At 43.1% G+C, this 6,462-nt stretch carries 9 protein-coding genes; 6 read left to right on the plus strand and 3 right to left on the minus strand.

The genetic code is table 11. From position 1 onward, the window contains the following. Both FCV43_RS17920 and FCV43_RS17925 read left to right on the plus strand, forming a co-directional pair. On the plus strand, positions 1-477 hold the full coding sequence (locus FCV43_RS17920) for a DUF494 family protein (RefSeq protein ID WP_017052848.1): 477 nt from the start codon (positions 1-3) through the stop codon (positions 475-477). A gap of 21 nt (positions 478-498) precedes the next feature. Next, a complete protein-coding gene (locus tag FCV43_RS17925; protein ID WP_136995917.1) occupies positions 499-1,071 on the plus strand; it encodes a DNA topoisomerase family protein in 573 nt (190 codons plus the stop codon). An 85-nt stretch (positions 1,072-1,156) separates the two neighbouring features. Here the strand turns inward: FCV43_RS17925 and FCV43_RS17930 are convergent, their stop codons facing one another. Together FCV43_RS17930 and purE are read right to left on the minus strand one after the other, a co-directional pair. Then, a complete protein-coding gene (locus FCV43_RS17930) occupies positions 1,157-2,287 on the minus strand; it encodes a 5-(carboxyamino)imidazole ribonucleotide synthase (RefSeq protein WP_136995918.1) in 1,131 nt (376 codons plus the stop codon). A 4-nt stretch (positions 2,288-2,291) separates the two neighbouring features. Further along, positions 2,292-2,777, minus strand: a complete 486-nt coding sequence (purE, locus tag FCV43_RS17935) for a 5-(carboxyamino)imidazole ribonucleotide mutase (protein WP_136995919.1) — start codon at positions 2,775-2,777, stop codon at positions 2,292-2,294. Between the two features lie 205 nt (positions 2,778-2,982). Between purE and FCV43_RS17940 the strand changes: the two genes are divergently transcribed. The 4 genes from FCV43_RS17940 (at position 2,983) to FCV43_RS17955 (ending at position 5,647) form a co-directional block, all read left to right on the plus strand. Continuing rightward, positions 2,983-3,540 (plus strand): L-threonylcarbamoyladenylate synthase, encoded by a 558-nt coding sequence (locus FCV43_RS17940; protein WP_136995922.1) that lies wholly within the window; start codon positions 2,983-2,985, stop codon positions 3,538-3,540. Between the two features lie 8 nt (positions 3,541-3,548). Then, a complete protein-coding gene (gene hemF / locus FCV43_RS17945; RefSeq protein WP_017052843.1) occupies positions 3,549-4,466 on the plus strand; it encodes an oxygen-dependent coproporphyrinogen oxidase in 918 nt (305 codons plus the stop codon). 84 nt (positions 4,467-4,550) lie between these two features. After that, positions 4,551-5,384 (plus strand): shikimate dehydrogenase, encoded by an 834-nt coding sequence (gene aroE / locus FCV43_RS17950; RefSeq protein WP_113798150.1) that lies wholly within the window; start codon positions 4,551-4,553, stop codon positions 5,382-5,384. Further along, complete coding sequence (locus FCV43_RS17955) at positions 5,384-5,647, plus strand: DUF1488 domain-containing protein (protein ID WP_136995920.1); 264 nt, start codon at positions 5,384-5,386, stop codon at positions 5,645-5,647. The genes aroE and FCV43_RS17955 overlap by 1 nt, the downstream gene beginning before the upstream one ends. On the opposite strand, the gene FCV43_RS17960 is transcribed toward FCV43_RS17955, so the two are convergent. Continuing rightward, a complete protein-coding gene (locus FCV43_RS17960) occupies positions 5,640-6,194 on the minus strand; it encodes a gamma carbonic anhydrase family protein (RefSeq protein ID WP_136995921.1) in 555 nt (184 codons plus the stop codon). The two genes, FCV43_RS17955 and FCV43_RS17960, sit on opposite strands and share 8 nt — an antisense overlap. Between the last annotated feature and the right edge of the window lie 268 nt (positions 6,195-6,462).

Consider the following 6,462-nt stretch of genomic DNA (forward strand, 5'->3'; position numbering starts at 1 on the left):
ATGATGATGGACATACTAATGTATCTGTTCGAAACCTATATCCATAGCGAGGCAGAGTTGCAAGTGGATCAAGATGAACTTGAAGATGAGCTGACTCGTGCAGGTTTCCACCAAAAAGATATTTATAAAGCATTACATTGGCTAGAAGAACTAGCTGCGCTTCAAGAGAGCGATAATCATTCGGCAATATCCACAGGTTCAGCAACGTCAATACGTATCTATACCAAATCGGAAATAGCGCGAATTGATATGGAGTGTCGTGGTTTTCTACTGTTTTTAGAACAGGTAGGTGTACTCACAACCGAAATTCGAGAAATGGTCATTGATCGAGTTATGGGGTTAGAGACGGATGATTTTGAACTTGATGATCTGAAATGGATTATTTTAATGGTGCTGTTTAATGTACCGGGTAATGAAAATGCATATACCCAAATGGAAGAGCTCTTATACAGTAAAGAGCAAGGTATTCTTCACTAGTACTAACCAACAAGAGATGCCATGAGCAGTAAAATCGATCAGCAGTTATTTTCCGCTCACGAACACGCTTTGGAACATGAACCATGTCCAGAATGCGGCAGTGAACTGCAACTCCGTCACGGAAAACATGGCCCGTTTTTAGGTTGCTTGCAGTATCCGAGCTGTAGCTATGTTCGCCCATTACATCAAAATGATGGTCATATCGTAAAAGAACTTGGAGTAGCTTGCCCTAAGTGTGCCAATGAGTTGGTATTAAGGCAGGGCCGTTATGGGATGTTTATCGGATGCAGCAGTTATCCTGAGTGTCACCATATTGAGTCCCTCGATAAACCGGAGCAACCAACAGAAGATAAGCCACTACATGGTTGTCCAGAGTGTGGCAGAGGACACCTTGTCGAGCGTAAATCTCGTTTTGGGAAAACGTTCTTTGCTTGCGACAATTACCCTAAATGCAAATTTGCAGTGAACCACCCTCCAGTCAAAGGTCGCTGTGAAGAGTGTGGTTTTACATTGTTGGTTGAGAAAAAATTGGCGAGTGGAACTAAGTATCAATGCTCTAGCCGAAAATGTCAGCATACTCAATCTAACGAGTAAATATGTTGAAGGGTTATTAGAGGCTGCATATCAAAGACAAAATGGCGCATATAGCGCCATTTTGTGATCTTATCGGTTGTATATATTACTGTATTTTTAACGCAGCGCTTTTCAACGAAGGATAAGCCTTTTCGTTAAGCTCATTCGCAAGTTCAAGTAGTGCTTGTTGGAGATCTTTCCGCGAATTTGCACATACATTGATGTGCCCCATTTTTCTTCCTGCGCGTTTTTCTTTACCGTACCAATGAACATGACAACCTGGCATTGCTAACACGCTTTGTGGGAGTGAGTCTTCACCTAAAATGTTGACCATTGCTGTTGGGCGAATGCATTCGGTTCCACCTAGTGGCAGGCCGCAAACTGCTCGTAGATGATTTTCAAATTGGCAAACCTCAGCACCTTGTTGCGTCCAGTGGCCTGAGTTATGCACACGTGGTGCGATCTCATTAACAAGCAGCGAACCTTGAACATCAAAGAACTCAAGTGCCAGCACGCCAACGTAATCTAAACGCTCAGCAACAGCTGTGAACATTACTCTCGCTTGCTCTTGCAATTCAATGTCATCAATCGCTGTCGATAAACTCAACACGCCGTCGGTGTGAACATTTTCAGCCAGTGGGTACACTTGAATCTCGCCATTAGCGCCACGAGCACCAACAAGCGATACTTCACGATCGAACGGAACAAACTCTTCAGCAACAATTGCTTGGTTGTCGGTCGCGGCAATGCATTCAGCCATTTCTGCCCAGGTCGCGTCAACATTGTCTAATGTCTTTAAGCGCCATTGGCCTTTACCGTCGTAGCCGCCAAGTGTGCTTTTCAATACCATCGGTAAGCCAACGTGGGTAATTGCAGTGTCAAAGTCTTCGCGAGAGTTAATCACATAGTACTTAGCATTTTTCACGTTTGCTTCGTCTAACAGTGCTTTTTCAAGAAGGCGGTCACCACCTGCTTTGATTGCTTCTGTTGATGGTAAAAACTTACCACTGCGTTCACACACTTCAAGTATTTGATGGGGGATATGTTCGAACTCGGCAGTAATCACGTCTGCTTGCTCAATCGCGTTTTCTAACCCATTACCAATCACCGCTTGAGTTAGTGGATGAACGATATTACTGCTTCCGACATCAAAAGCTGATATTTGAATGTTGAGTGGTGCGCCCGCGAGCGACATCATTCGAGCTAATTGGCCTGCGCCTAGCACAAGAACATGCATGTCATTAGTCCTCAGCTGGGTTTGGGTTATCTAAAATAGTTTCTGTTTGTTGTTGACGGAACGCTTCCACTTTTTCCATTACTCTCTCATCACTGGTGCCTAGAATTTGTGCGGCAAGTAATCCGGCATTTGCCGCGCCAGCTTCGCCAATCGCGAGAGTGCCGACTGCAATACCTTTTGGCATTTGAACAATAGAAAGTAGTGAGTCCATGCCTTTAAGAGCACGAGATTGAACAGGAACGCCTAATACAGGAAGGCTAGTAAAAGCGGCTGCCATACCAGGAAGGTGCGCTGCGCCGCCAGCTCCAGCGATGATCACTTTTATACCGCGATCTTTGGCACTTGAAGCATATTCAGCGAGAAGCTGAGGAGTTCGGTGAGCTGAAACCACTTTTGTCTCGTATGCGATACCAAACTGATCAAGCATTTCAGCGGCCAGTTTCATGGTTGGCCAATCTGATTTAGAACCCATAATAATCCCGACTTTCATCTCAAACTCCTTCAGTGCTATAAAATTAGGTGTGCGGATATTTTTCGCGCATTATACGGGTAAAATCGCCCAAGGAAAACGTTTGCGTCGGTGTGATTTAAACTTAGATACATTTTGCTATTAAATAGCTTTAGGTATGAACAGAGATAATTTGTACACTTACTTAATTAAAGCGAAGAATAAAAAGAAAGTTAAAGGGATGGTCATGGATAATTTTGAGCAGGCGCTACTGGCATTAAAGCAAGGTGAAGTTATTGCTTACCCAACTGAAGGGGTATTTGGCGTTGGGTGCGATCCTGACAATAATGAAGCGATAGATAAATTGTTAGCGTTAAAGCAACGCCCGGTTGAAAAAGGGTTGATCTTGATTGCTGCGAATTATAGCCAGCTTTTACCTTATATTGATGAAAGCCAGTTAACGGCAGCACAACTTAAGGAAGTGAAATCGACATGGCCTGGACCTGTCACTTGGATAATGCCGACCAGCGATAGAGTATCTTCATCACTCTGTGGGCATTTTGATTCTATTGCGGTACGTGTGACCGACCATCCTTTGGTTCAAAAAATGTGTCATGCCTTTGGTAAGCCGCTTACCTCAACAAGCGCAAATTTAACGGGTCACCCTCCATGTATGACGACTCAAGAAGTAGAAGAGCAATTAGGTGATAAGTTAGTTGCGGTGTTGCATGGAGAAACGGGTGGACGAGAGAAGCCTAGTGAAATTCGAGACGCGAAAACGTCACGTATATTAAGACAAGGATAATCAGCTTAATGTCAGCGATAGATAAACAAGCCGTAAAACAGTTTCTGTTGGCCCTTCAAGATAGTATTTGTCAACAATTAGAGCAGGCTGATGGCAAAGCATTATTCGTAGAAGATGCATGGCAACGAACGCCAGATGAGAAGCTTGGTGGAGGTGGTCGTAGTCGTGTTATGAAAGATGGTGCGGTTTTCGAACAAGGTGGCGTAAACTTTTCTCATGTTTTTGGTCACGAAATGCCAGGATCTGCGACAGCGCACCGTCCTGAATTGGCAGGGCGAAAATTTGAGGCGATGGGAGTATCCCTTGTGATGCATCCTAAGAACCCTTATGTACCCACCTCTCATGCCAATGTTCGATTTTTTATTGCAGAAAAAGAGGGCGAAGCGCCTATTTGGTGGTTCGGTGGCGGTTTTGACCTAACGCCTTTTTATCCTTTCGAAGAAGATTGCCAACACTGGCACAATACCGCGAAAGAGATCTGTGCGCCTTTTGGAGCGGATGTTTATCAGTTGCATAAAGAGTGGTGTGATAAATACTTTTTCTTACCACATAGAGATGAAACGCGTGGGGTTGGTGGCCTTTTCTTTGATGATTTGAATGAGTGGGGGTTTGAATCTTCTTTTGCTTATATGCGAGCGGTTGGTGAAAATTATACCCATGCGTATTTACCAATCGTAAAACGTCGACAAAATACGGAATACAGTGAGCGAGAGCGTCATTTCCAACTTTATCGTCGTGGACGTTATGTGGAATTTAATCTTGTTTATGATAGAGGCACTTTATTTGGGCTACAAAGCGGTGGTAGAACAGAATCCATACTCATGTCTATGCCACCATTAGCTCGTTGGGAATATAGCTATAACCCAGAAGATGGCTCTCCAGAAGCCGATCTTTACCTGAACTATTTGAAACCGAGAGAATGGTAACAGTGATACTTGGCTAGCATAGTGTGAAGTGGTAGGGTCATCTTAGATGGCTCTTTTTTTAACTATATATAAGCAGGCAAGGATATGGCCCAACAAACCGATCAGTACGTTGTGTTTGGTAACCCTATTGGACATAGCAAATCACCTTTCATTCATACTCTTTTTGCAAGGCAAACCAATCAGAACTTAACTTATAGCACCTGCTTAGCACCTGCTGATGGTTTTAAAGATGCAGCGATGGCATTTTTTGAGCATGGAGGTAAAGGTTGCAATATTACCGTGCCGTTTAAAGAAGATGCGTACCAGTTTGCCGATCGCTTAACGGAGCGCGCTAAACTTGCAGGTGCGGTGAACACTTTAAAAAAGCTCGACGATGGTGATGTTATTGGTGATAACACCGATGGTGAAGGCCTGGTTCAAGATCTCCTTCAAAATCAAGTTAGGTTGGAAGGCGCTCGAATCTTATTGATTGGGGCTGGTGGTGCGGCACGCGGTGTGATTAAGCCATTGCTGGATCATAACCCGGCTCATATTACAGTAACCAACCGAACTTTTTCTAAAGCTCAAGAGCTGGCGGGTATATTTGAAGCTTACGGTTCTATTCGTGCTAAAAGTATGGAATCGATAAATGCTCCATTTGATATCATCATCAACTCAACCTCGGCAAGCCTTGATGGTCAATTGCCTGCAATTAGCGAATCCATATTCTCATCGAATTCTGTTTGCTATGACATGATGTATGGCAAAGGGAATACCTGTTTTAATCAATGGGCAATTCAAAATAGCGTGAGCCAAACTTATGATGGTTTAGGGATGCTCGTTGGGCAAGCTGCAGAAAGTTTTATGTTGTGGCGAGGTCTTCGTCCTGGAGCGCGACAGGTATTACGTGAATTGCGTAAAAATTTAGAAGGTATGTAATGAATCAATCAATTCTCTTTGCTGATATACAAACATGGGATCAGCATAAATCCGTTGTTACTTTTCCTGCTCAACAAGCGGGAGCTCTGATTGAATGTTCGATTTCTCTTGAGATGATTGAAAGATTGTCGGGAATATCAGTCGATGGGGAACGGAAAGCCCTTCAAGCTTTCTCTAGTATACGTTTCGATGTTGAAGAGCTTGCGGAAGAGTTAATTGATAATGAAGAATTCAACGAAAAGGGAGAGATCGAACTTAAATAGTTTCGATGACCTGAACCTGAGTTAAATAGTCATTTTTGTTCTGTACGTAGTTATCCGATGATTTTTGTAAGAAAGCTCGTTCTTTATCTGATAAAGGACGGGCTTTTTTGACTGGGCTGCCCACATATAGGTGACCACTCTCTAGTGTTTTATTTGGGGGAACTAAACTACCAGCCCCAATCATTACCTCTTTCTCTATTATCACGCCATCTAATACTATCGCCCCCATTCCCACCAACACTCGATCATGAATGGTGCAACCGTGTAGCATCACTTTATGCCCAATCGTTACATCATTCCCAATAAGAAGAGGGAAACCATCTGGGTTTTCATCATTTTTATGAGTGACGTGTAATACACTGCCATCCTGAATATTGGTTCGTTGACCTATGTGGATATGATTAACATCCCCTCGAGCTGCAACAAGTGGCCAGATACTCGAATCATCGCCAATAACAATATCTCCCACTAGTACTGAACTTGTATCTATATAGACGCGTTCTCCGATTACAGGTTTTTTATCTTTATAACAGCGAATATGGCTCATAATTTGTCCTTAAAATTTGTCGTCAATTTTAATATAGATGACTTTTCTTATAAAAATGAGGCTTTTCGAATAAAAAACACTCAAACGATAGATAAATAACAAAAAACCTAATAAACCGCTTGCCAACGTGATCGTTATCTCTATAATGCGACCTCACTGACACGGCAGAGCCCACAAGGGTTCAAGCGCAATGTCAGTTAGGCTTCTAGCTTAAAAAGATAATTTGAAAAAGTGTTTGACACTCTCGTTTATCTCGCTAGAATAGCCC

The sequence above is a fragment of the Vibrio genomosp. F6 genome (assembly GCF_005146325.1).
GTDB classification, from domain to species: Bacteria; Pseudomonadota; Gammaproteobacteria; order Enterobacterales; family Vibrionaceae; genus Vibrio; species Vibrio cortegadensis.